Consider the following 21,804-nt stretch of genomic DNA (forward strand, 5'->3'; position numbering starts at 1 on the left):
ACCTCGTCGCAGTGCCTAGAATCGAGGCACCGAGACGAAGGGCCTGCTTTGGGTAAGGAAGACGACTCCCGCGGCACCGATGCATGGTGGGCGATGGAGCCCGCCGAGGCAGCGGCGCGGCTCACCACCGGGCTCGACGGCCTGGAGTCCTCCGAGGTGGAGCGACGTCTGTCCCGCTACGGCCCCAACGCGCTCACCGCGGCGCCGTCGGCGACCTTGCTGCAACTCGCGATGCGTCAACTTGCGGATCCCATGAACCTCATGCTGCTTGCGGTCACCGCGATATCCGCGGCGATCGGCCAGGTCTCGACAGCGGTGATGGTCGGTCTGCTCGTCGTCTTCAACGTCGGGTCGGGGGCCAGCCAGGAGCGCAAGGCGCAGGCGAGCGTCGACGCGCTCGCCACGATGCAGATCCCGCGCGTGCGCGTCCGTCGTGATGGGACGCTCGCCTCGGTGCCTGCCCCCGACCTGGTCCCCGGCGACGTGATCGAGCTCGAGGCCGGTGACATCGTGCCCGCGGATGCCCGCATCGTGGTGGCGTCCTCGCTTGAGACGCAGGAAGCGGCCCTCACTGGCGAGAGCGCGCCCATTGCGAAGTCGCCTGCGGCGCTGACCGACCCGGAGGCGGGACTGGGCGACCGGACGTCGATGCTGTTCCAGAACACGTCGGTGACGCGCGGCACGGCCACCGTGCTGGTCGTCGCCACAGGGATGGCAACGGAGATGGGCGCGATCGCGACGATGCTGTCGACCGTCGAACGCGTCCAGTCGCCGCTGCAGAAGGAACTGGGCACCCTCACTCGCATCATCGGTGCGGTGGCCTGGGGCGCGGTCGCGGTCATCGTCGGTCTCGGCATCGTCCGCGGGCAGTCGCCCGCGGACCTCCTCTTCCTGGGCACCGCGGTCGCGATCTCGGCGATCCCCACCGGGCTTCCGACGTTCGTGCAGGGACTGCTGTCGTGGGGGGCCTCGCGGCTCGCGGAGGCGAAGGCGGTCGTCGCCTCCCTCAACGACGTCGAGACCTTGGGCGCGACCAGTGCCATCTGCTCCGACAAGACCGGCACGCTCACTATGAACGAGATGATGGCTCGCAGCGTGTGGGTCGGCGGCGAGTCCTTCACGGTCGACGGCGCGGGCTACTCGTTCGACGGGAGAGTGTGCCGGTCGCAGGGTGACGAGGTGCCGTTGGGCGCCCCGATCGCCTATGCGCTTGCGCTTCCGAACGATGCGACGGTCAGCGCTGACGGCACGGTGGTGGGAGATCCCACGGAGGCGGCGTTCGTGGTGCTCGCGCACAAGCTCGGCGTCGATGCTCCCGAGGTGAGACGCCGCTTCCCGCGCGTGGCGGAGGTGCCGTTCGACTCCGACTACAAGTTCATGGCGACCTTCCACCATGTTCCGTGGCAGGGCGAGCGACGCCTGGTCGGCGTGGTGAAGGGCGCGCCGGACGTGCTGCTGGCGCGATCCTCGACGGCATTCGGTGCGAGCCGCGAGGTCTTGCCGATCGCGTCGCTGGCGGATGACGTGACGGCCGAGATCGAGCGCCGCTCGGCTGAGGGTCTGCGCACGCTCGCCCTCGCACTGCGGGTGTACGAGATCGAGGAGGAGCCGGCCGTGGTCGCCGACCCGATGGCTGCCGTCGCAGACCTTGGCTTCGTCGCGGTGGTGGGCATCGTCGATCCGCTCCGTCCGGAGGCGAGGATCGCGGTCCAGCAGGCTCATGCCGCCGGGATCGACGTGCGCATGATCACGGGCGACCACGTCGTGACGGCGACCGCGATCGGTGACGAGTTGGGCCTCGTCGGCGAGGGCCTCTCCGGACAGCAGTTCGCGTCGCTCGATGACGATGAGGTCGATGCGCGACTGGATCGCCTTGCGGTGTTCGGCCGCGTCACGCCGCAGGACAAGCTGCGTCTGGTTCAGCGCCTTCAGGCTCGCGGCGAGGTGGTGGCGATGACGGGTGACGCCGTCAATGATGCCGCAGCGATCAAGCAGGCGGACATCGGCGTCGCCATGGGCTCGGGCTCTGAGGTGACCAAGCAGGCAGCCAAGCTCGTGCTCACGGATGACAACTTCGCAACGCTGGTGAGGGCGGTCGAACTGGGCCGCGTCGTCTACCAGAAGATCTCCAGCTACCTCACGTTCCAGATGTCGCAGCTGATCGCGCTGCTGTTGCTGTTCCTCGTCGCGAGCGCGGCCGATCTCAACGACGGAGTGGCGATGACGCCTACGCAGGTGCTGACGCTGAACTTCGCGGTCGCCATCTTCGCGGTGGTGGTCATCGTGATGGAGCCATCTCCTCCGGGTCTCATGAGACGCCCACCTCGCGATCCTGGCGCAGGGCTCGCCTCTGGTGACAACGTGCTGCGCTGGGTGCTCTACGGCGGCGTGCTGTGTGCGGCGGCGCTGGTGCCACTGCTGGTGGGCGCGGAGGAGCTGTCTCCCGACGCGGGATCGGCTCCCATGACGATGGCCTTCGTCATTGTCGCTCTCGGCACGCTCACCACCGGGCTGCAGTTGCGTCGCGACCCCGAATCGGGGCTCACCGGCCCGTGGGGACGCGGCGCACGTCTGCTGCTGTGGCCCGTGGGCTTCGTGATACTCGTCACCGAGATCGGGTTCCTGCAGGAGTGGTTCGACACCACCGCGCTGTCCGGGGCGCAGTGGGGCGCGTGCCTGCTGCTCACGGGCGGAGTCGTCGTCGCCGTCGAGGGGCATAAGGCATGGATGCGCTCGCGACAGCACGCCACGACCGCTGGGCTCGCCGTCGCCGAGGCGGTCGCGCCCGCTCGCGTTCGCTGAGCTCGGGGACGGCCACGCCCGCAAGGTCATCCACATCGACCGCCTCGTCGTGATGGAGGTCCGCCTCGCGCGGCCACGAGGCTCGGGCAGACGCCGGGACTAGACTGGACGTCATGACTGCGACCGTCCCCTCCGTCGACATCGAGAGCGCTGTTCTCGAGGCCTGTCGGCGCGCCAAGGTCGCGTCCCGAGCGCTCGCGACCGCCACGCGCTCCACCAAGGACGCGGCGCTCCACGCGATGGCCGATGCGCTGGTCGAGCAGTGCGCGCGCATCGTCTCGGCGAACGCAGAAGACCTGGAGCGAGGGCGCGCGAGCGACATGACGCCCGGCCTGCTGGACCGACTGGCGCTCACGGAGGAGCGCATCGGCGGCATCGCCGAGGCCCTCCGGTTCCTGGCGACGCTGCCCGACCCGGTGGGAGAGATCAAGCGCGGCTCCACGCTGCCCAACGGCCTGAGGCTCATTCAGAAGGCGACGCCGATGGGCGTGGTCGGCATGATCTACGAGGCGCGACCGAACGTCACGGTCGACGCCGCGGGGCTCGCGCTGAAGTCGGGCAATGCCGCGGTGCTGCGCGGAGGTTCTGCTGCGGCACGGTCGAACGAGGCCATCGTCGACGTGCTCCAGGGAGCACTCGACACGGCGGGGCTGCCGCGCGATGCGGTGCAGTCGATCGATGCCTACGGCCGCGAAGGCGCGCGCGTGCTGATGAACGCACGAGGTTTGGTCGACGTGCTCGTGCCGCGGGGCGGACGCAGCCTGATCCAGGCCGTGGTGCGGGACTCGACTGTGCCGGCGATCGAGACCGGCGAGGGCAACTGTCACGTCTACCTTGACGCGTCGGCGCCGCTGGACCGGTCTGTCGAGATCGTCGTCAATTCCAAGACGCACCGGGTGGGGGTCTGCAACGCAGCCGAGACGCTGCTCGTGCATCGCGACGCGGCCGAGCGAGTACTCCCTGCCGTGCTCGCCGCGCTCCACGCGGAAGGGGTGACGCTGCACGCGGACGCGTCCGCATCGGCCCTCGCCCCGCAGGGGGTGCCCACCGTCGCCGCCACGGAGGAGGACTGGGCGACGGAGTACCTGAGCCTCGACCTCGCCGTCCGGGTCGTAGATGACCTCGACGAGGCGATCGCGCATGTGCAGCGCTACTCAACGGGTCACACGGAGGCGATCGTCACCGACGACATCGGTGCCGCCGATCTGTTCGTGAGCCAGCTGGACACCGCCGCCATCATGGTGAACGCGTCGACGCGGTTCACCGACGGGGCGCAGTTCGGCCTCGGAGCCGAGATCGGGATCTCGACACAGAAGCTGCACGCGCGCGGCCCCATGGGTCTCGGCGAACTCACCACCACCACGTGGGTCGCCTACGGCGACGGCCACGTCCGCGGCTGACGAGGGTGCAGGGTCACGGCCCTCAACCGTGGAATAATCGACAGCCAAGCACACGAAAGGACTCACAGTGATCACCCAGGTGACGGAGACGGCCGAGCACGTCGTCAACGAGCTGCCCATTCCTGCCGAGGCGTTCGGGCTGCTGGCGTTCACGGGGCTCATGGCCCTGCTGTTCATCACCTTCGCCTTCCGGAGCGTCGGCACGCGTCACTGACGTGAGCGCACCGCAGGCGCGCGTCGGAGTCCTCGGCGGGACATTCGACCCCATCCACCACGGCCACCTCGCGGCGGCCTCAGAGGTGTGTGCTGCCCTGCGGCTCGACCAGGTGCTGCTGGTCCCCGCCAACATCCAGCCGTTCAAGGACGGACTCGACGTCGCGGACGCCGATCACCGGCTCGAGATGTGTCGTCTGGCGGTCGAGGGTGACGATCGTTTCGCCGTGAGCCCCGTCGACATCGAGCGCGGCGGCGTCACGTACACCGTCGATACGCTGACCGATCTGCGCGCACAGCTGCCAGATGCGAGCCTGTACTTCATCACTGGAGCAGACGCGCTGCAACGGTTCGACGAGTGGCGCGACGCGGACCGCCTGAGCGATCTCGCCCAGTTCGTGGGAGTGACTCGGCCCGGCCATTCGTTCCCTGAGTTGGAAACTCCACATGCGTGGGTAGAAGTGCCGGCGCTGGCGGTATCCTCAACGGATGTTCGCCGTCGGGTGAGGACCGGTGCACCGATCCGTTACCTCGTGCCCCGCTTGGTCGCCGACTACATCGCGCAGCACGATCTGTATGCCGGAGGAATCGATGACTGACGAGAGCCGCCCGCTGTCGCGGCGGGAACGCCGCGAGCAGGAGCTTCGCGACGCCGCCCGCCCTGCGGACGACACCGACGCACTGCTCGGAGCGCCTATCTCGGAGTCGATACCCACCCACTCGCCCGAGGGGCGCATGCTGACGCGCCGCGAGCGGCGCCGGCTCGAGCGCGCACGCCAGCCCATCGAGACGTGGACCGCGGAAGAAGAGATGATCGCCACCGGTCAGATCCCCGCGATGACCCCCGAGCGGATCGCCGAACAGGAGCGGGTCGAGCGCGAGCGCGCCGAAGCCGCGCAGCGAGAGGCCGAGAGCCTCGCCGCCGAGGCCGCCTCCGAGTCCGGCGCCGTCGACTCGCACCAAGGCGAGGCTCCTGCGGTCGAGCAGCCGGAGCCTGAGCCCGCGGCACCCGCCTCGTGGCACACGCACGCTGATGAGGAGCCTGAGACTGTCCGGGACGGGGCCGCGAGCACCGATCACGACGTCGACGTCTCTGCTCCGTCCGCCGAGGATGGCTCGCACGATGCGCCTGCGGTGGAGGAGAACTCCCAGGAGCCCGAGTCGTCGCCCGAGCAGCCCGTGGAGCCTGAGCCGTCGACGGAGCCCGAGCGACCCACGGCCCCGCAGCGCACGAGCCTGATCCCGGCCTCTCCGGACGCGGGCCACCCCGACCCCGCCCTTCACAAGCCCTCTCCCGCGCACGCGGTCTCGGCGCCGCAGAGCGAGCCGGAGTCCGGTGTCGACTGGGCTCCTGAGACCGACGAGTCGCCCGCTCACGTCGATTCCGTCCCCGAGGACGAGGCGTCCGACCACGACGACGCACCCCACGAGGAGCCGACGCCCCCCGCACCCCCGTCGGTCCTGGGGATGCCACCGGGAATGTCTCCAGAGATGTTCGCCGCGCTCTTCCCGCCCGGTTCTCTCCAGCGTCGGTTGATGGAGCAGCAGGCCACCGACCAGGCCGAGCCTGCCGTGGAAGAGCCGGACGTCGAGGACCCGGCGGAGGAGATTCGCCGTCTGACGCAGCAGGCCGTGGCAGGCATCGACGCCGCGAGTTCGCGCCGGTCCGTCTCCACGCCTGCCGACGCGGATCCAGTTGCCCAGTCAGCGGCCGAATCCGCCGCTCACGCTGTCCTGCCACACGCATGGGGACCGGCGGCCAGTGACGCGCAGCCACCTCGGGACGCCGACAGCGACTCCACCAGCGACACGGCGCCGTCGTCGCCGAGCGCTCCGCAGGCCGCGTTCCCCGACGCCGCGCAGCCGTGGGCAGGGTCTGCGCCCTCCGCGCCGACGGCCTGGGGATCGCCAGCGAGCGACGGCGACCCTCATGCGCCGTCGCGCGCCGATGACGAGCCGTCCCAGCAGGCCCCCGTGTCGCTCGACGAGGCCCCTTTCGATGCGATCATCGGCCACCACCCAGGGACCGCGGCTCTCGACGAGGCGTCGACGGCATCGGTTGAGATGCACCGGCCGGCCTTCCACTCCGTCTCGGCGCAGCCGCAGTACGGCGCCGCCGAGCGCGTGCCCGATGCCTCCGCGCAGCTCGCTCCGCACTATGCCGCGTTCGACGTTCCGCAGGGGTCGGTCCAGGCTCCTGATCAGGCCGAGTCGCCGTGGGCGGCGCACCCGCTCATGAGCGTCCAGCGCGCTGCTCCCGAGCTGCCGGAGGTCCGGCCTTCACAGAACATCCCTCAGCCGGACCTGAGCAGTGTCCGGCGGCCCACGTTCGAGCCGCAGTCCGGCGGCATGCCGTCGATCGAACCCGTGCCGACAGGCCAGATCGAGGTGCCGCCACGCGAGCGTCCCGACCTGGAGGCCGACGGCGGCCCACGTCATTTCAAGTGGGCTCATCTGGCGGTCTTCGGTGCCGTCGCCTTTCTCCTAGGAGTGGTTGTGTGGAACGTCGCGGTGAAGCCCTGATGGGCGCGTCCAAGGAAGCGGTGGAGCTGGTACGCCTCGCCGCCAAGGCAGCGGACGACAAGAAGGCGGAGGAACTGGTGGCGCTGGACGTGAGTGCGCGCATGCCGCTCGCCGATATCTTCCTCGTCGCGTCGGGGAGCTCCGAACGCCAGGTCATCGCGATCGCAGAGGGCATCGAAGAGGCGCTGCACGACGTGGGCTCGAAGGCGTTGCGACGTGAGGGCGTGCGCGAGGGCCGCTGGGCCCTGCTCGACTTCAACGGCCTCATCGTCCACGTGATGCACCAGGAGGATCGGGCGTACTACGAGCTCGAGCGCCTCTGGAAGGACTGCCCGGTCGTCGAGCTCGGCTAGGGTGCCGGCCATGGATGTCTTCGTGGTGCGGCACGGCCAGACCGAATGGAACGTCAAGGGTCTCCTGCAGGGCTCCTCGGACGTCGAATTGACGGACGCGGGGCGGGCACAGGCTGCCGCGACCGCCCAGGCGCTGGCGGGCCTGCTCGGCTCGCAGACGACGGTCGTCACCTCTCCGCTGGTGCGCGCGCGTGACACGGCCGATGCGATCGCGGGGGCCATCGGTGCCGCGGTCGAGGTCGACGAACGGCTGCGGGAACGCGCCTACGGCGCATGGGAGGGCATCACGCCGGAGAAGCGGGAGAGTGAATGGCCGGAGGAGGTCCTCGCGTGGCGCAAGTACGGCAGCGCCGACGTGCCCGGCTTCGAACATCATGACACCGTGCGTGCGCGCATGGTCGAGGCCCTCGAGGAGTGGGCGGAGCGCACGCCATCCACGCTGCTGGTGGTGTCTCACGGCAGCTCGGCTCGCGTGGGGATGCAGGGCGTGATCGGGCTGTCGCTCGATCACCGGACGCTCGGCAACCTCGGCAACGCCGCCTGGTCGCGACTGACGCGCCGCGACTGCGGCGACTGGACGCTCGAGCGCCATAACGTGACGCCGGAGACCTTGGGGGAGCGGCCATGAGCTCGCTCGTGCTGTGGCGCCACGCGCGCACCGACCACAACACCGAGGGGCGTCTGCAGGGGTCTCTGGACATCCCCCTCGACGCGGACGGGCGCGCGCAGGCTGCGGCCGCGGCCGCCCGCATCGCCGCGCACGTGGGCGACCGCGCGCGCGTGGTGTCGTCGCCGCTTGCCCGCGCGACCGCATCGGCGGACGAGCTCTCCTCGCTGATGGGCGTCGAGACCGTGGTCGATGGCGCGTTCACGCAGCGCCCCTACGGGGTGTGGGAGGGGCTCACCTGGGACGAGATCCGGGAGCGTTGGCCCGAGGATTACGACCGCCGTCACCGAGGTGAGGAGCCCTTCATCGACGGCTGGGGGTCGTCCTCCCACGTCGCCGCACGCGTGGGTGAGGGGCTGCGGCGCTGGTACGACGCTGAGGTGCCCACCGTCGTGGTGAGCCACGGCAGCGCCATCCAGCTGGGGGTGCTCGATCTGGTCGGCCTGGACACTTCGTCCCGGGCCTTCGGCACGATCCCGCACGGCGCATGGCACGTGCTGACGCTGTCCGACTCCGGGGCATGGCACGTGGACGCGTTCTCGCAGGGAGCGGATTAGCGCCGCGTCCTCGCGGTGCGTTACACTGTCAGTCGCTCTTCGGGGCGAGGTTTGGGGCTGTGGCGCAGCTGGTAGCGCACCTGCATGGCATGCAGGGGGTCAGGGGTTCGAGTCCCCTCAGCTCCACGATGTGTTGAGACAGCATCACGAAGGCCGCTCCCTGTCAGGGGCGGCCTTCGCTGTCTCCGCATGCAGTCGTGACTCCGAGACGTCTCGGCGGTGTGTCCAGCATTGTGGACTCCGCGCGTGGGGCCTGCGGTCACTGCCGCAACGGGACCTTGACGTCTCCACCGCCTTCGGGGGTGATCCTCTCTCTCATCTGAACGAACACCGGGGCGCTGACGAAGCCTCCTGCGAAGAGCGCCTGCCCTTGGGCGAAGGTCTGCGCCCGACGAACGGCGTCTTCCGGTGCGAACCCGAACACGGCAGCCAACTCCGCCAGGTCACGTGGGGCGTTCACTCGCATCAGGCCGAGGTTGTCGCACTGCGACAGCACGTTCGGGTGGATCTTGGTGGGGCGCTGGGTCGACAGGAACAGCCACAGCCCGAACTTGCGGCCCTCGGCCGCGATCTGGATCACTTGCTCCGTGAGCGCCCTCTCTACAGCCGTGAGGGGTGACGGTGGGCAGACGTTGTGCGCCTCATCGATGACGATGAGCACCGGTCGCCGTTCTTCACGCCGCGCCCACAGCCGCTCCAGCACCGCGAGAGCGGCGACCTTGGGTTCAGCCGGGTGCTCGAACCCGCCGATGTCGAGAACCGTCGCCCGAGGGCGTTCGTCGACGGTGTCGACGGCCGACGCGGTGCCCAGGGACCACAGATCCCACTCCAAGACCTGCAGGTTCTCCATCCGGTTGGCGAGCCGACGCTTCACCGGGTCGCTGCTGGCGCGAAGGTCACGCACCGTGGCCTCACCATCGAACGACTCACCGTCGATCTCCATGTGCAGGAGCACGTTGTACTCTTCCGAGTCCGCGATGGGGTCGAGCTGAAGCACCGCCGCCTTGGAAGCGGCGGAGAGGTCGACGTATCGGACACGCAGCGGGTCCCCCGTGACGTGACCCGAGCGAAGCACGCGAATGTCAAGGTCGCGCCATCGCGATGCGTCCTCACTCGACGGGGCCGCTCGAACGTCGCCCAGCCGCACATAGTCGGAATTGGGATCAAGAATCAGGATGGGGAGCTCGGTGTGGAGCAACAGCTGCTCAAGCACGACCCCCAGCGCGTAGGTCTTGCCGCTGCCGCTCTGGCCGCACCAGAAGGTGTGTCGATTGAACCGGGTGGCATCGAGTCGCGCTGTCGTCTCCCGCTCCCCGAGTGAGGCCCCGATGTCGATGTGAGTCACGGCGGTCCTTTCGTGCGGTGCCGGTCTACAGAGCCATCATGCAACACATCCTGGCGGAGGGGACTGTGGAGCGTGGGGGGTGGAACGGTGAACCGTCCGCGCCCCGCAGGGTCCGACGATCCGACACGCAGTCGATGCGCAGCGTCGTAGGCCATACTCGGAGCAACAGGCGCTCGTGACCGAGGCGGGCGCGCGAATACGAGAGGACCTCATGGTCACCGCAGCCCTCGTGCTCGCGGCGCTTGCCGCCGCAGTGCACGTCTTCATCTTCTACCTTGAGTCCGTCGCGTGGACTGGTCCCAGGGCACGCGCGGTGTTCGGCACTAGTGAGAGCGAGGCTCATGCGACTCGCGGGCTCGCGTTCAACCAGGGGTTCTACAATCTGTTCTTGGCGATTGCGGTGGTGGCCGGCATCGTCCTCGTCGCGGTGGGGCACACCGTGGCGGGTGCGACCTCGGTGTTCGTCGGGGCGGGCTCCATGGCAGCAGCCGCGCTGGTGCTGGTGCTCTCCGACCGTGCACACGCCGGCTCCGCTCTCAAGCAGGGCGCGCTGCCCGCCGCGGCCGTCGTGCTGCTCGCGGCCGGTCTCGCTCTCTAGGAGTGCTGTTCCTCGAGCCACGCCAGCGCACCGTGCGCCGCGACCACGCCCATGCTGAACGAGGCCTGGAGCAGATAGCCGCCTGTCGGTGCCTCCCAGTCGAGCATCTCGCCCGCCACAAAGGTGCCGGGCATGCGGCGCAGCATGAGGCGCTCGTCGACCTCCGTCCACGCGATGCCACCCGCCGTCGAGATCGCGCGGTCGATGGGCATCGTTCCCGTCACCACGACGGGCACCGCCTTGATGAGCGCGGCAACGGTGGCGGCGTCGTGGGGCAGCGTGCCGCCGGAGGTCTCCCGCAAGAGACCGATGGAGGCGGGGTCGAGGCCGATGGACCGACGCAGCCAATTGGTGGCCGAGTCCTTGGCCCTGCGCTTGCCGAGGCGTTTCGCGACGTCCTCGAGCGAAACCTCCGGTCGGAGGTCGACCCTGACGGCGCATCGGCCGTGTGCCTTGAGGGAGTTGCGGATGGCGGCACCTCGCGCGTAGACGAGTCCACCCTCGACCCCCGTGGCGGTGAGCATCAGCTCACCACGCTGCGGATCGCCGCCGCTGACGGTGACGGACACGTTCTTGAGGGGCGTGCCTGCGAATCGGTCGGCGAAGAGGTCGGACCACTCGACGCGCACGCCGACGTTCGCGGCCTCGAGGGGCGTGACGTCGATTCCTCGTGCGGTGAAAGGCCCCACCCACGTGCCGTCCGCGCCCAAGTGAGGCCATGACGCCCCGCCGAGCGCGAACACCGTCACGTCGCTGGTGACTTCGCGAGTGTGACCCGTCTCATTCGTGATCAGCAGCGTGCGGTCCGCCGATCCCACATCGCCCGCCCAGCCAGACCAGGATGTCCGGCGTTCGATGTCCACGCCCAGATCAGACAGCCGCGCGAGCCATGCGCGGAAGAGGGGCGTCGCCCGAAGAGCCTGCGGGAACACCCTCCCGCTGGAGCCGACGAACGTCGGCTCCCCAAGGTCGGCGGCCCACGCGCGAAGGACGTCCGGGCCGAACCTCTCGAGCATCGGCGCGATCCGCTCCGCCGACTCGCCGTAGCGCGTGACGAAGTGGTCGCGGTCCTCGCTGTGAGTGAGGTTCAGCCCGCCGTGACCGGCGAGCAGGAACTTGCGGCCTGGCGACGGCATACGTTCGTGGACCGTGACGTCGACTCCGGCCCCGGCCAGCACCTCGGCTGCCATCAGGCCAGCCGGGCCGCCCCCGAGAACGCGTGCGGTGGGCATCAGGCGCGCCGAGCGCCGGCGTCGTCCTCGAGCTCGTTGAAGGTCACGCGGCGCAGGGGAGAGCCAGCGAGGTAGGCCGAGCGGGCGAGCGCCATCGACCCTACGGCGGACGTGAGCAGCTGGGCGGTGACGATCAACACCGCCACCACGGCGTTCGACACGGTGAAGTCGTGCAGCAGCACCCCGACCACGATGAGCACGAGGCCGATTCCGCCGGCAGTGCCGACGGCGGAGACGTGGGTGTACGCGTCGGGGAACCTCAGCAGCGCAAGGGCGCCGGTCACGAACACCAAGGCGCCCAGGACGATGATGACTGCGCCGATGATCTCTAGCACGCTATCTCCTTCCTCGCGTGAGTGCGCGCGCCAGCGCGATCGTGCTGAGGAACGCCAGCAGCGCGGCGATGAGCACGATCTCGAGCGCAGAAGGCGTGTCGAGCAGCACGCCGAACAGCGCGAGCATCGCGATCACGCAGAACATCAGCATGTCGCCGGCGATGGCGCGCTCGGCGTCCGTGGGGCCCGTGACCATGCGGTACACGGTTGAGACCCCGGCGAGGCCCACCAACACGATGCCGATGACGACGCCGATCATGACGGACCCCCCTCGCGACGTATCGCCGACAGCAGTCGCCCCTCGATGTCTCTCAGCTCGGCCCGCAGGTGGTCGGCGTCAGGGGAGTACATGCCGTGGACGTAGATGGTGTGGCCGACGTCGGACTCTTCGGGGGTGTGGTGGCCCACCGTCAGCGTCCCCGGCGTGAGGGTGATGCAGGTCGACAGCAGCGTGATCTCGGCGTCGGTGCGGCAGCGGGAGTCGTAGCGTGCGATGCCGGGCGTCGAGTCCTGTCCACGCGTGAGCGCGTCGCGGAGGACAACGGCGTTGGTGCGCACCACCAGCCAGGCGAACCACAGCAGGAAGGCGACGATGCGTACGGGCCAGGTCAGCCAGGTCATGGGTTCGTCACCGCCTCGATGTACGCGGAGGTGTCCGTGAGTCCAGCGGCGGCCGTCTCGGAGAGCCCCAGCAGCAGTTCTGCTCCCAGGCCGAGGGCGATGGTGAGCATGGCGAGCACGACGGCAGGGACGGCGAGCGCGACGCCGATGCGCGGCTTGGTGCCAGTGTCGAGCACGACGGAGGTGCCGTCGCCGGGTGTCGCCCCCGCGACGGGCAGATCCTTCTCCTCGTGGGTGCGCAGCACCTGGTCAGGGGGCCGGCCCCAGAACACGCCGTTCCAGATCCTGAGCATCGCGATCAGCGTGATCAGGCTCACCGCCAGCATCACCACGACGGCCAGCACTTGGCCCGCATCGATCGCAGCGATGATCATGCTCAGCTTGGCGACGAAGCCAGAGAACGGCGGGATGCCCGCGAGCGACAGTGCTGCGACGAAGAAGGCTGCGGCGATCCACGGCTCGCGCTTGGTGATCCCCCACACGTGGCCGATAGTGCCGGTGCCATAGCGTTCCTCGACGGCACCAACGGAGAGGAACAGCGAGGTCTTCGCGACGATGTGGTGGAGCAGGTAGAAGATGCCCGCAGCGAGCCCAGCTCCGGTGAAGAGGGCGACTCCCAGGAGGATGTAGCCGATCTGGCTCACGGTGCTGAACGCGAGGACCGTCCTGCTGTCATTCTCGCCCAGCGCGCCGAGGCCGCCGATCACCATTCCGGTGATGACCACGGCGATACCGATCCACAGGAACCGCTCTTCGCCGTCGAAGACCACGGCGTACAGCCGGTAGATCGCATAGATCGCGACCTTGGCGTGGAGGGCGGAGAACAATGCGGTCATGGCGGGAGACGTCGCGGGGTAGGCGCGCACGTACCACCCGTGAACAGGCACTGCGGCTGCCTTGATGCTCAGCGCGAAGATGCAGATCGCCATGGCGAGCGCCACGGTGTCGTCTTCCGCAGCGACGCCGGCGAGCTCGGCCAGGTTGACCGTGCCGGCGGTGCCGTACACGAATCCCACTCCGGTGAGGAAGATCGTCGATGTCAGCAGGTTGACCGTCACGTACAGACGTGCGCCCGCGATCTGGCGGAGCGGAGCGGAGCCCGGTGCGGCCAGCACGAAGAGGCCGTAGGCGGGCAGCAGCATCACCTCGATGAACACGAACATGTTGAACAGATCCGCGGTGAGCAACGCGCCGCTGACGCCCGCCACCATCACGAGCAGCAGCGGGGAGAAGAACGGAGACGCGGCGCGGCCGGACGCCATCGCGAAGCCGGCGCACACGATCGTGACGAACAGGGTGAACGTGAGCATCAATGCCGTGAACATGTCCGCCGCGAAGGGAATGGCGATGCCGAATGGCCACAGACCCACTGCATCGGCCCACGCCCCTCCGTCGCGGAAGGCGACGATCAGGGCGACGGCCCCGGCGAGCGCAGATGCGAGCACGACGAGCATCGCCACCGCCTGCACGCGTGGCCGACGCCCGAGGATGGTGAGCGCGCCTGCCGCCGCCAGGGGGATGGCGACGAAGAGAGGAAGCATCGACGCGGTCATGAGCGGCCCTCCTCGTCGACGTCCGATTCCACGGTGGTGTCGTCGTCCTGGTCGCGACCGGTCACCGCGAGCACCAGCATCAGGATCGTGATGGCGAAGGCGATGACGATCGCGGTCAGCACGAACGCCTGGGGCAATGGGTCCGCCACGGTCGAGAGGTCGTCGGGTGCGCCGAAGGGAGCGTCCCGTCGCGAGGCGCCCCCTGCGGCCATGATGACCAGGTTGGCGGCGTGGCCGAGCAGCACGAAGCCAAGCACGATGCGCAGCATCTCCCGCTTGAGCAGCAGGTAGACGGCGCCCATGACGAGCAGCCCGGCGGTGATCGCGAGAGTCATGCGGTCACCTCCTGGTGGTCGGGCGTCTGAGGGGCATCGGCGTGCGGGTCGTCACCGTCGTCGCCCTCGTCGAAGCCATGCGCCGCGTCACGTTCGTGCGGGTGCGGCAGGCCGAGCAGGTTGAAGGCCGACAGCACGATGCCGATCACGGCAAGGTAGACGCCCACGTCGAACACCAGGGCCGACGTCAGCTTGTAGCCCAGGATCTCTGTGTGCAGCGGCGCGAGGAAGGAGCCCTCCGTCAGCCCGAAGAGGCCCGTACCCGCGCCGATCACGATGCCGGCGCCGATCAGCGCGAGATAGGGCAGGCGGATGCGCCGTACATCGTCGGTGGGGGACATCAGGTAGATGAGGGCGAATCCCGCGCCGCCGACCAGCGCGGCGATGAACCCGCCGCCCGGCTCCTGATGACCGCGCAGCAGGAGGAAGACGGAGAGGATCACGATCAGCGGGCCGACGAGCCGGGCCAAGGTGCGGGTGAAGACGGAGTTGTCGAGCGCATCGGCCAGTGGTGAGTTCTCGTCGATCTCGATCCGGCGGGCCGATGCGGGCCTGCGTGAACGCAGCAGCGTCGCAATCACGATGCCGGCGACGCCCAGCACGGAGAGCTCTCCGAGCGTGTCGAGAGCACGGAAGTCCACCAGGATGGTGTTGACGACGTTGGCGCCTCCGGTGACGCCTTCACCCTCGGTCAGGTAGTACTCGGCGGCGCTCGACATCGACCGGCGGCCCGTGAGCGCCCACACTCCCAGTGTGGTGGTCAGCCCGGCCGCAACGGCGATCACGAGGGAGGGCAGCGTGCGACGCAGCGGGGTGGGCTTGAAGTCCGTGGGCAGCCGGCGCAGCAGCAGCACCATCACCGTGACGGTGAGGATCTCGACCAGCAGCTGAGTCAGGGCGACGTCCGCCGCTCCCAGCGACATGAACCACAGCGTCATCGCGAATCCGACCACGCCGACCACGACCACGGCACCCACGCGCGTGGACACCATCATGGCGGCGATGACGCCGGCCGCGAGCAGCACGACCAGGACCCAGTCCAGCGGCCGTGAGGCGTTCCCGTCGATGGCGGGCAGGCCCGAGAGGCCGAGCACTCCCACGGTGCCGATGCCGATGGTGACGATCACCGGCATGGCGAGGTGGAGGCGCGGCGCGGTCGAGCTGGACCAGCCGCTCACGACGCGGCCCGTCCGGGCGAGGCCGGCCAGGATGGCCTCGACCACGTCGAGGGCGGAGAAGGGCAGTCGGTACGTGAGGAGCACCGGCTGGATCTTCTTGCGCGCGAGCACCAGCAGTACGCCGGTGGTGATGACGAGTGCGGAGATGAGCAGGGGCAGGTTGAATCCGTGCCACAGCGCGAGGTGAGCCTCGACGGTGGTGCCGGTCGCCGCGGTGGCCGCGCCGGAGATGAGCGGGTCGAGGGTGAACGGCATCAGCCCGAGCACGAGTCCGGCGAGCGCGGCCAGGCTCGGGGCGGCCCACACGGCGGGTCGCACCTCGGTCACTTCCCGGCCGTCCGGATCGTGGCCGCGCGCGCCCATGACGATGCGGGCGGAGTACGCGAAGGTCAGGGCGGAGGCGACGGCGGCCGCTACGGTGATGGTGATCGGTCCCCAGGGCGTCGCCGGAGCGTCGACGAAGGCCGTGAACATCGACTCCTTGCTGACGAAGCCCAGCAACGGTGGCAGACCAGCCATCGACGCGGCGGAGATCGTGATCGCTCCGAGCGTCACCGGCATGCGGATGCGCATGTGCGTCAGGGCGCGGATGTCGCGCGTGCCTGCCCGATGGTCGATCACGCCCACGAAGAGGAACAGCGCAGACTTGAACAGGGCGTGGGCCACGGTGTGCACGGTCGCGGCCTTGATCGCCTCAGGGGTGCCGACGCCGATCATCGCGACCAGCAGACCCAGCTGGCTGATGGTCGAGTACGCGAGCAATTCCTTGAGGTCGTACCGGCGCAGCGCGGCGACGGCGCCCAGCAGTGCGGTGATCAGCCCTGAGGTGATGAGCATCGTGTTCCACAGTGGAACCTCGGAGAACGCGGGGGAGAAGCGCAGCAGCAGGTAGATGCCGGCCTTCACCATCGCGGCGGCATGCAGGTACGCGCTCACCGGAGTGATGGCGACCATCGAGTCAGGGAGCCACGCCTGGAACGGGAACTGCGCAGACTTGGTGAACGCGGCGATCGCGAGCAGTGCGATCACCGTGGACGCGACGGCAGTGTCCTCCTGCCACATCGGATCCGCGATGATCTCGCTCAGCTGGGTGGTGCCCGTGGCCACGGCCATGGTCGTGACGGCGCCGAGCAGGCTCAGCCCGCCCATGGCCGTCACCAGCAGGGTCCGGATGGCCGGCCTGCGGGCCTTCGCTCCAGAGCGCGCGATGAGCAGGAATGAGCACAGGGTGGTGAGCTCCCACGACACGAACAGCAGCACCACGTCGTTCGCGAGCACGAGCATGGTCATCGCGGCCGCGAAGGCCGTCATGAGCGTGAAGTACCGGGTGTGGCGGCCGACCGCGAAGTAGCGCGAGCTGTACGTCAGGACCGCAGCGCCGATCAGGAGGACCAGCAGCATGAAGGTGAGCGACAGTCCGTCGAGCCTCAGATCGAAGCCGATGCCGAGAGTCGGCATCCACGGCACATGCTGAGTTCCCGAGCCGAGGACGATGAGCCCAGCGGCCGCCGCGAGCAGAGGGATCGAGAGGATCCAGCCGGCGCTGCGTCCGAGCAGCCGCGTCACGAGCGGGGCCAGGACACACGTGGCGACGACAGTCGCGACACACGCGAGGAGCAAAAAACCACCTGGGTCCGGTCACTGGAGCGCTGGGCTGCTGGCACGAGGGTTCTGAGGGCCCCCGGCGAGCAATCGGATGGACGGGTGCACGGCACGGGAGGTTCCGTCTGCACTACGCGCCATATTCTACCGGAACGGGGCAGGGGGTCGGCCCGTCTGTCGCCGATGCGCGAGGCCGGCGGACGGACGTGTCGCGCTGTGGAGGCGGAGGCTGCGGAAGGATGGCTGGCATGACGCGGGTGGTCGTGATCGGGGCGACGGGGTCCATCGGTCGCGAGGTCGTGCCCGCGCTCGCCGCGCACGGCCTCGAGCCGGTCGCCGCGGTGCGCGACCCCGAGCGCGCCCGGGCGCTCCTGCCTGGTGTCGAGACCATCCGTGCCGACGTCACCGACCATGCTGGGCTCGCTCGGGCCGTGCGCGGGTCCGACGGCATCGTGATGGTGCACGGCTCGGATCGCCGGCCCGAGGACGTCGACTACGGGGCCGTGCCGGCGGTGCTGGAGGCACTGGCCGGCGCCCGCCCGCGGGTGGTGCTGATGACGTCGATGGCGGTGACTCACGAGACGGGTGCGTGGCGCGAGATCATGCGCTGGAAGGCACGTGGCGAGCGGGTGCTGCGGTCCAGCGGTGTGCCGGCCACCATCATTCGCCCCGGCTGGTTCGACGCGCAGCCGTCCGGCTTCCACTCGGCGACGCTCGAGCAGGGAGATCGGACGCCCGTCGACAGCCGCAGGGGAGTCTCTCGACGGCACATCGCTGAGGCGATCGCCCACGCCCTTCTCTACGAGGAGGCCGCGGGGGTGACCTTCGAGCTGTTCTCTGCCCCGGGAGACGTGGCGACCGACTGGCGGGCGGCGTTCGGGTCGCTCGCCAAGGACGCCGCGGGTTCGCTCGATGCCGCTCTTGACCCGGCGGGTCCGCCGCTCTCGCGTGAGCCCGATCGTGTTCGCGAGGACGTGGAACGGCTGAGGGCGGCGGCCAGCGGACCTGTCGCGTAAGGCGGCCCGGAACGCGAGCGGGGACTCTCAGCGCGCCGTGGACGCGTCCGCAGTCGCCTGACCGACGAGGGCGACGAGTGCGTCGGCCGCGACGTTGGCCCCGAATGCCGGAGTGCCTGGCTCGAGCCTCCTGCCGGCGGCGAGGCCGCCGATCACGACGGGGTCGAAGCCCACGGCGTCGACCAGGGTGCGCGCGGCCTCGACCGCTCCGACGTCGTCCCCCGCGATCGCGATCGCACGGCGTCCGGGCGCCCCGGCGTGGAGAGCCCCCTCGTCGAGGTCGTGGTAACCCATGTGATTGAAGCCCTTCACGAGCCGAGCGCCCTCGAGGTGCTGCGCGACGATCTCGCTGGTCGACGTGGCGGGTGAGGCGAGGTCCTCCCGCGCGCCGTCGACCTCCCACCAGTAGTTCATGGCGTCGACCACGACGGTGTCGCGGAGCGACTCGGCGTCGAGCGTCGGGTACTTGCCCAGCGGAAGTGCCAGGACGACGAGGTCGGATTCCCGCGCGACCGCATCGGCCGTCGTGGCCTCCGCGCCGGGGGAGAGGACCTCGAGGGTGAGCGAGATGCGCGAGGGATCTCCCGAGCCGGCGACGAGCACGCGGTAGCCGGCCTCGACGGCCTGGCGCGCGAGGACGGTCCCCAGCTTGCCGGCGCCGAGGATTCCCACGGTGCCCAATCCGGTCGCGGTCATGACGGTGCTCCGTCGGCGAGGAGCTCCCGCACGCGCGGGATGACCTCGGTGCCGTACAACTCGACGGCCCGCATGCGCTGGCTGGCAGGCATCGCGCCGCCGCCGGTGTACACCAGGTCGAACCGGCCCACGTCGAGGCCGCTGATCGAGGCGGCGATCTTGCGCGCCACCGTGTCGGGGGAACCCACGTAGAGCGAACCGCTCGTGATCTCCGCGTCGTACGAGGAACGCGCCATGGGAGGCCAGCCGCGCTCAGCCCCGATGCGGTCCATCATCGCCTTGTAGCCCGGGTAGTACGCCTCGCGAGCCTCGTCGTCGGTGGCGGCGATGAACCCATGGCTGTGCATGCCCACCGGGTGTGCCGTGGTGCCGAGCTGCTCGCTGGCGCGGCGGTAGAGGTCGACGTACGGGGCGAAGCGCTCGGGCTGGCCGCCGATGATCGCGAGCATCAGGCGGAATCCATACTTGGAGGCCCGGATCACGGACTGCGGAGAGCCGCCCACACCCACCCACGTGGTCAGCGAACCTGATTCGGTCTTGGGGTAGACGTCCGCCTCGTGGAGCGCCGGGCGAGTGGTGCCCTCCCAGCTGACCGGCTTCTCGGTCAGGAGTCGGGAGAAGATCTCGATCTTCTCCTCGAAGAGCACTTCGTAGTCGGCCATGTCGAAGCCGAAGAGTGGGAAGGACTCGGTGAACGAGCCGCGACCGAGGATCACTTCGGCCCGACCAGAGGAGACCGCGTCGAGCGTGGCGAAGCGCTGGAAGACCCTGACGGGGTCATCCGAGCTCAGCACCGTCACCGCGGAGCCGAGGCTCACGCGGGACGTACGGGACGCGATCGCGCCGAGCACCATCTCGGGGGAGGAGATCGCGAAGTCGTGGCGGTGGTGCTCTCCGAGAGCGACGGCATCGATGCCGATCTGGTCCGCGAGTGCGGCCTCGTCGACGACCTGGCGAATGGCGGCGGCGTGCGTCATCAGGGCGCCGTCATCTGCCAGCGGGATGTCGCCGAAGGTCTCGATGCCGAACTGGACTTGCGTCATGGACTGCTGCTCCTCGCGTTGATCAGTTGATGCTTCAACTAAGAGCGTACCGGTGCGCTCATTCATTCCCGGTCAGTCGGTGGCGAGGGCGTCCTCGATGTCGGCGGCGATCGCGGCGGGCTCGGTGTTCGACCCATAGCGCTTGATCACGTGGCCGTCGCGTCCCACCAGGAACTTCGTGAAGTTCCACTTGATCGCAGAGCTGAGCGTTCCGCCCGCCTCGGAGCGCAGCCACTGATACACGGGGTGGGCATGCCTGCCATTGACGTCGATGGTCGCGAACATCGGGAAGGTCACGCCGTAGTTCTTCTGGCAGTAGTCGCCGATCTCGTCGGCGTCCGCCAATTCCTGCTTGAACTGATTGCTGGGGAACCCGAGGACGGTGAAGCCCTGGTCCTTGAACTGTTGCTGCAGCGCCTCGAGTCCCTCGAACTGCGGGGCGAAGCCGCACTTCGACGCGGTGTTGACGACGAGGGCGACCTGCCCCGCGAACTCGGAGAGGCTGCGCTCGTCGCCGGTGAGAGCGGTGGCGGTGAAGTCAGTCAGTGAGGGCATAGGGCCATCGTGCCACTCGCCGCGACGCGGGACGAGCATCACGATTCGGTAAAGCCCTCCGCTCGCGGGTTGCGTCTCGATCCGCGCTCCGGCTACTGTCGAACCGGTACGAATCGAACCGGTTCGACAATGATGCGAACGAAGGAGTGACGCTGTGGTCACGATTGGCGATGTGGCGAAGGCCGCGGGTGTGTCGAGGTCCACCGCGTCGTACGCGCTGACCGGAAAGCGCAGTATCTCGACGCCGGTGAGGCAGCGGGTTCTCGCCGCCGTCGAGGAGTTGGGCTACACGCCGAACGCCGGAGCGCGAGCCCTCGCGACCTCCGAGACGAAGGTGCTCGGGCTGCTCTCGAGGTTCCTCGACGACGAGTTCGCCCCCGCCATGCTCCAGTACGTGCTGGGCGTCACCAATGAGGCGCGGGCGCTGGGCTACGACACGCTGCTCGTCTCCGAGGAGGACGGGGTCCACGCCCTCCAACGGCTGTCCTCGTCGCGGATGGTCGACGGGTTCGTGCTGCTCAACGTGGCGGAGCACGACGACCGCCTGCCGATCCTCAGCGCCGCTCCTCAGCCGGGAGCGATGGTGGGGCTTCCAGCCGACACCAGCGGGTTCGACGTCTTCGACCTCGACTTCGTGGCGAGCGGACGCCTGATGGTCGACTCCCTCGTCGATCTCGGCCATCGCGAGATGGTCCTGGTGTCGCAGCCCGAGGATGTCGTGGTGCGTGGCGGGGCATACGTCTGGCGGCTCGCGAACGCGGCGCGGGCGCGGGCGGAAGAGCGCGGGGTCGTGCTGCACCACTACTTCGGGGCGTCGTCGCAACCGCAGATCGGGACCGATCTGCACGGATACCTGGACGCACACCCGACGGCGACCGGCCTGCTCCTCAACAACGAGGGAGCGGCAGCCGCACTGCCGTCGGTGCTCTCCGCTCGTGGCCTCCACGCTCCTCATGACATCTCGGTGATCGGCCGCTACTCCACCGACTTCGCGCGCACGTTCTCGCTGCCCTTCACCGCGATCGACTCCGCTGCCGACGAACTCGGTCGGCGTGCGGTGCGCCAGCTCGTGGCCCGCATCGAAGGTGGCGCCACGACCGCCCTCCCTCACGTGCTCGAGCTCATTCCCCCCGCGATCGATGACCGCGGATCGACTGCACCACCCCGGAAGGCCCTGTAA

Annotated in this window: 22 protein-coding genes and 1 tRNA gene; 12 read left to right on the forward strand and 11 right to left on the reverse strand. The window is 69.2% G+C overall.

What is annotated here, in order from left to right:
• Positions 1 to 48 precede the first annotated feature (48 nt).
• From AOP72_RS04235 to AOP72_RS04270, 9 genes are all read left to right on the forward strand, one after another.
• On the forward strand, positions 49 to 2,802 hold the full coding sequence (locus AOP72_RS04235; protein ID WP_062132840.1) for a cation-translocating P-type ATPase: 2,754 nt from the start codon (positions 49 to 51) through the stop codon (positions 2,800 to 2,802).
• Positions 2,803 to 2,915: 113 nt separating this feature from the next.
• The gene (locus AOP72_RS04240) at positions 2,916 to 4,202 is read left to right on the forward strand and encodes a glutamate-5-semialdehyde dehydrogenase (RefSeq protein WP_062132843.1); all 1,287 of its coding nucleotides are present in this window, start codon (positions 2,916 to 2,918) and stop codon (positions 4,200 to 4,202) included.
• A gap of 67 nt (positions 4,203 to 4,269) precedes the next feature.
• Complete coding sequence (locus tag AOP72_RS13520; protein ID WP_193746352.1) at positions 4,270 to 4,416, forward strand: hypothetical protein; 147 nt, start codon at positions 4,270 to 4,272, stop codon at positions 4,414 to 4,416.
• Position 4,417: 1 nt separating this feature from the next.
• On the forward strand, positions 4,418 to 5,014 hold the full coding sequence (nadD, locus tag AOP72_RS04245) for a nicotinate-nucleotide adenylyltransferase (protein WP_062132847.1): 597 nt from the start codon (positions 4,418 to 4,420) through the stop codon (positions 5,012 to 5,014).
• Positions 5,007 to 6,938: a hypothetical protein gene (locus AOP72_RS04250; RefSeq protein ID WP_062132849.1), complete on the forward strand. Its 1,932-nt coding sequence runs from the start codon at positions 5,007 to 5,009 to the stop codon at positions 6,936 to 6,938. The genes nadD and AOP72_RS04250 overlap by 8 nt, the downstream gene beginning before the upstream one ends.
• The gene (gene rsfS / locus AOP72_RS04255) at positions 6,914 to 7,291 is read left to right on the forward strand and encodes a ribosome silencing factor (RefSeq protein WP_367304238.1); all 378 of its coding nucleotides are present in this window, start codon (positions 6,914 to 6,916) and stop codon (positions 7,289 to 7,291) included. Before AOP72_RS04250 ends, rsfS begins: the two co-directional genes overlap by 25 nt.
• A 10-nt stretch (positions 7,292 to 7,301) precedes the next feature.
• A complete protein-coding gene (locus AOP72_RS04260; RefSeq protein ID WP_062132855.1) occupies positions 7,302 to 7,919 on the forward strand; it encodes a histidine phosphatase family protein in 618 nt (205 codons plus the stop codon).
• A complete protein-coding gene (locus AOP72_RS04265; protein WP_062132858.1) occupies positions 7,916 to 8,515 on the forward strand; it encodes a histidine phosphatase family protein in 600 nt (199 codons plus the stop codon). The genes AOP72_RS04260 and AOP72_RS04265 overlap by 4 nt, the downstream gene beginning before the upstream one ends.
• 53 nt (positions 8,516 to 8,568) lie before the next feature.
• Positions 8,569 to 8,641: transfer RNA gene (locus AOP72_RS04270), tRNA-Ala, on the forward strand.
• Positions 8,642 to 8,774: 133 nt separating this feature from the next.
• On the opposite strand, the gene AOP72_RS04275 is transcribed toward AOP72_RS04270, so the two are convergent.
• Positions 8,775 to 9,860: an ATP-binding protein gene (locus tag AOP72_RS04275; RefSeq protein ID WP_062132860.1), complete on the reverse strand. Its 1,086-nt coding sequence runs from the start codon at positions 9,858 to 9,860 to the stop codon at positions 8,775 to 8,777.
• A gap of 211 nt (positions 9,861 to 10,071) precedes the next feature.
• Between AOP72_RS04275 and AOP72_RS04280 the strand changes: the two genes are divergently transcribed.
• Positions 10,072 to 10,458, forward strand: coding sequence for a DUF1304 domain-containing protein (locus AOP72_RS04280; protein ID WP_062132863.1), 387 nt, complete (start codon positions 10,072 to 10,074; stop codon positions 10,456 to 10,458).
• Here AOP72_RS04280 and AOP72_RS04285 read toward each other — a convergent pair.
• From AOP72_RS04285 to AOP72_RS04315, 7 genes are read right to left on the reverse strand one after another with little or no spacing between them, the layout of a single operon-like run.
• A complete protein-coding gene (locus AOP72_RS04285; RefSeq protein WP_062132866.1) occupies positions 10,455 to 11,690 on the reverse strand; it encodes a BaiN/RdsA family NAD(P)/FAD-dependent oxidoreductase in 1,236 nt (411 codons plus the stop codon). The genes AOP72_RS04280 and AOP72_RS04285 overlap by 4 nt on opposite strands.
• Positions 11,690 to 12,025, reverse strand: coding sequence for a cation:proton antiporter (locus tag AOP72_RS04290; RefSeq protein ID WP_062132868.1), 336 nt, complete (start codon positions 12,023 to 12,025; stop codon positions 11,690 to 11,692). Before AOP72_RS04290 ends, AOP72_RS04285 begins: the two co-directional genes overlap by 1 nt.
• A 1-nt stretch (position 12,026) precedes the next feature.
• Positions 12,027 to 12,284: an MrpF/PhaF family protein gene (locus AOP72_RS04295; RefSeq protein WP_062132870.1), complete on the reverse strand. Its 258-nt coding sequence runs from the start codon at positions 12,282 to 12,284 to the stop codon at positions 12,027 to 12,029.
• Positions 12,281 to 12,646 carry a Na+/H+ antiporter subunit E gene (locus tag AOP72_RS04300; RefSeq protein WP_062132872.1) on the reverse strand — a complete coding sequence of 122 codons (366 nt, stop codon included), beginning with the start codon at positions 12,644 to 12,646 and terminating at the stop codon, positions 12,281 to 12,283. The genes AOP72_RS04295 and AOP72_RS04300 overlap by 4 nt, the downstream gene beginning before the upstream one ends.
• Positions 12,643 to 14,199: a monovalent cation/H+ antiporter subunit D family protein gene (locus tag AOP72_RS04305; RefSeq protein ID WP_062132875.1), complete on the reverse strand. Its 1,557-nt coding sequence runs from the start codon at positions 14,197 to 14,199 to the stop codon at positions 12,643 to 12,645. Before AOP72_RS04305 ends, AOP72_RS04300 begins: the two co-directional genes overlap by 4 nt.
• Positions 14,196 to 14,534: a cation:proton antiporter subunit C gene (locus AOP72_RS04310; RefSeq protein WP_062132878.1), complete on the reverse strand. Its 339-nt coding sequence runs from the start codon at positions 14,532 to 14,534 to the stop codon at positions 14,196 to 14,198. Before AOP72_RS04310 ends, AOP72_RS04305 begins: the two co-directional genes overlap by 4 nt.
• Positions 14,531 to 17,332, reverse strand: coding sequence for a DUF4040 family protein (locus tag AOP72_RS04315; RefSeq protein ID WP_062132881.1), 2,802 nt, complete (start codon positions 17,330 to 17,332; stop codon positions 14,531 to 14,533). The genes AOP72_RS04310 and AOP72_RS04315 overlap by 4 nt, the downstream gene beginning before the upstream one ends.
• Positions 17,333 to 17,562: 230 nt before the next feature.
• On the opposite strand from AOP72_RS04315, the gene AOP72_RS04320 reads away from it, so the two are divergent.
• Positions 17,563 to 18,330: an SDR family oxidoreductase gene (locus AOP72_RS04320; protein ID WP_062132884.1), complete on the forward strand. Its 768-nt coding sequence runs from the start codon at positions 17,563 to 17,565 to the stop codon at positions 18,328 to 18,330.
• A 27-nt stretch (positions 18,331 to 18,357) separates the two neighbouring features.
• Here AOP72_RS04320 and AOP72_RS04325 read toward each other — a convergent pair whose 3' ends face one another.
• The 3 genes from AOP72_RS04325 to AOP72_RS04335 all read right to left on the reverse strand — a co-directional run bounded on the left by AOP72_RS04325 (position 18,358) and on the right by AOP72_RS04335 (position 20,624).
• Positions 18,358 to 19,026: an NADPH-dependent F420 reductase gene (locus tag AOP72_RS04325; protein ID WP_062132885.1), complete on the reverse strand. Its 669-nt coding sequence runs from the start codon at positions 19,024 to 19,026 to the stop codon at positions 18,358 to 18,360.
• Positions 19,023 to 20,069, reverse strand: a complete 1,047-nt coding sequence (locus AOP72_RS04330; protein WP_062132889.1) for an LLM class flavin-dependent oxidoreductase — start codon at positions 20,067 to 20,069, stop codon at positions 19,023 to 19,025. The genes AOP72_RS04325 and AOP72_RS04330 overlap by 4 nt, the downstream gene beginning before the upstream one ends.
• A gap of 72 nt (positions 20,070 to 20,141) precedes the next feature.
• Positions 20,142 to 20,624, reverse strand: coding sequence for a glutathione peroxidase (locus AOP72_RS04335; protein WP_062136834.1), 483 nt, complete (start codon positions 20,622 to 20,624; stop codon positions 20,142 to 20,144).
• Positions 20,625 to 20,778: 154 nt separating this feature from the next.
• Here AOP72_RS04335 and AOP72_RS04340 point away from each other — a divergent pair, with 154 nt between their 5' ends.
• On the forward strand, positions 20,779 to 21,804 hold the full coding sequence (locus AOP72_RS04340; RefSeq protein ID WP_062132892.1) for a LacI family DNA-binding transcriptional regulator: 1,026 nt from the start codon (positions 20,779 to 20,781) through the stop codon (positions 21,802 to 21,804).

Source organism: Demequina aestuarii (genome assembly GCF_000975095.1).
Lineage (GTDB): Bacteria > Actinomycetota > Actinomycetes > Actinomycetales > Demequinaceae > Demequina > Demequina aestuarii.